1 protein-coding gene is annotated in these 1,894 nt (G+C 41.2%); it reads left to right on the top strand.

Going from position 1 to position 1,894, the window contains the following annotated elements; translation table 11 throughout:
• Nucleotides 1–1,876: penicillin-binding protein 1A (locus tag H5072_RS18305; RefSeq protein WP_182694370.1), on the top strand; the 1,876-nt coding region annotated here is incomplete at its 5' end.
• Between the last annotated feature and the right edge of the window lie 18 nt (nt 1,877–1,894).

The raw sequence follows: 1,894 nt of genomic DNA, 5'->3' as shown, positions 1-1,894 counted from the left end.
TTCAGCTTTAAACCCAATTCGTAACCCAACGCGTGCAAAAGCACGCCGAAATGTTGTTTTAGGGCGTTTATTAACTGAAAATTATATTACTCAAGAAGAATATAACGAAGCAACGAGCCAACCTATCACCGCTTATTTTCATGGTGCTGAAATAAATTTATACGCCCCGTATATTTCTGAAATGGTGCGCGCTGAAATGGTCTCGCGTTATGGAATAGATAAAGCTTACAACTCAGGTTTTAAAATTTTCACCTCGGTAGAGTCTAAAGTTCAAAAAGCAGCGCAAAACGCACTTGTAAATAACTTACATAATTACGATATGCGCCATGGTTTTAGAGGACCAACAGATGTTTTATGGGCCCCTGAAACACAACCTGCTTTAACTGAGCAACAAATACTCAATAAATTACAAAGCGTAAATGAGTTGGGTACTTTGAAAGCAGCAGCCGTGCTTAGTGTTAATGATAAAACAGCGTCGGTATTACTTAAAAGTGGCGAGCGCACAACTCTTACTTGGGATAACTTAAAATGGGCGCGTAAATATATTACTCGTTACCGCCAAAGTTTTGCTCCAAAAGCAGCTACAGATATTTTAACGCCAGGAATGCAAATATGGGTGCGTAAAAATGAAGATGACAGCTACTTACTAAGCCAAATACCAGAAGCATCAAGTGCTATTGTGTCACTCGACCCACAAGATGGCAGAATTAAAGCTATTGTAGGTGGTTACAGCTTTGAGCAAAGTCAATATAACCGAGCGGTACAAGCAAAGCGTCAAGTAGGTTCTAATATAAAACCTTTTATATATTCAGCAGCACTTGAAAAAGGTTACACGCTTGCGTCTATATTAAACGATGCTCCTATAAACCAATGGGATAAAAGCCAAGGCGTAGCATGGCGTCCCAAAAACAGTCCTGCTGTATATAATGGTCCGATAAGAATTCGCCGTGCTTTAGCACAATCTAAAAACGTTATTTCGGTGCGCTTACTACGCGGCGTTGGATTACAACGTACAGCTGATCATTTATTAAAGTTTGGCTTTAAAGATTCAGACATTAATCGCAGTGAATCACTAGCACTGGGTAGTGCTTCCATTACTCCACTTGAACTTGCTCGTGGCATGAGCGCATTTGCCAATGGTGGCCACTTAATTGAACCTTACTTTATTTCAGAAATTCAAGATGCTTACGGTAATGTATTGTTCAAAGCAAACCCTGCCCTTGCCTGTGACGAAGAATCTTTACCAACACACAATGAATTCTCACTTCATAATAGTAGTGATGAAGTGAAGCCAACAAAAAAATGTGCACCGAGAATTATTTCTAAGCAGAATGCATTTTTAATTGCTGATGCAATGCACAGTGGTATTTGGGGCGGCGGTAGTTGGGCCCATAAAACGGGTTGGAGTGGTACAGGTTGGCGCGCACAAGCTTTAGAACGTCGTGATCTTTCGGGTAAAACAGGCACAACAAACGATTCTGTAGACACCTGGTTTAGTGGCTTTAACAGTAAAGTAATGACTTCTGTGTGGGTGGGCTTTGATAACCCAGGTAACGCTCTTGGCCGTTCTACGTACAATAACAACTTAGATAGCAGCCAAATATCTGGTGCTGAATCGGGGGCTAAAACAGCGCAGCCTGCATGGATTGAATTTATGAAAGCCGCACTTGAGGGAACACCTGAAGCGCCAATTGAGCCACCTGAGGGGCTTGTTTCGATTCGTATTGATTTAGCCACTGGTTTGCTAAGCCACAAAAATGACTACACCAGCCGCTTTGAATACTTCGAAAAAGGCACTGCACCGACAAAGTATGTGCTATCTCAGCCAAACGATATATTTGAAGAAGACACAAAAACCGAAGAAGAGCTATTTTAATAATATCTCTGTAATACA

The sequence above is a fragment of the Pseudoalteromonas sp. SR45-5 genome, assembly GCF_014163565.1.
GTDB lineage: Bacteria > Pseudomonadota > Gammaproteobacteria > Enterobacterales > Alteromonadaceae > Pseudoalteromonas > Pseudoalteromonas distincta.
Note: the sequence above shows the minus strand (reverse complement) of the source record. Positions and strands in the feature narration are given on the sequence as shown.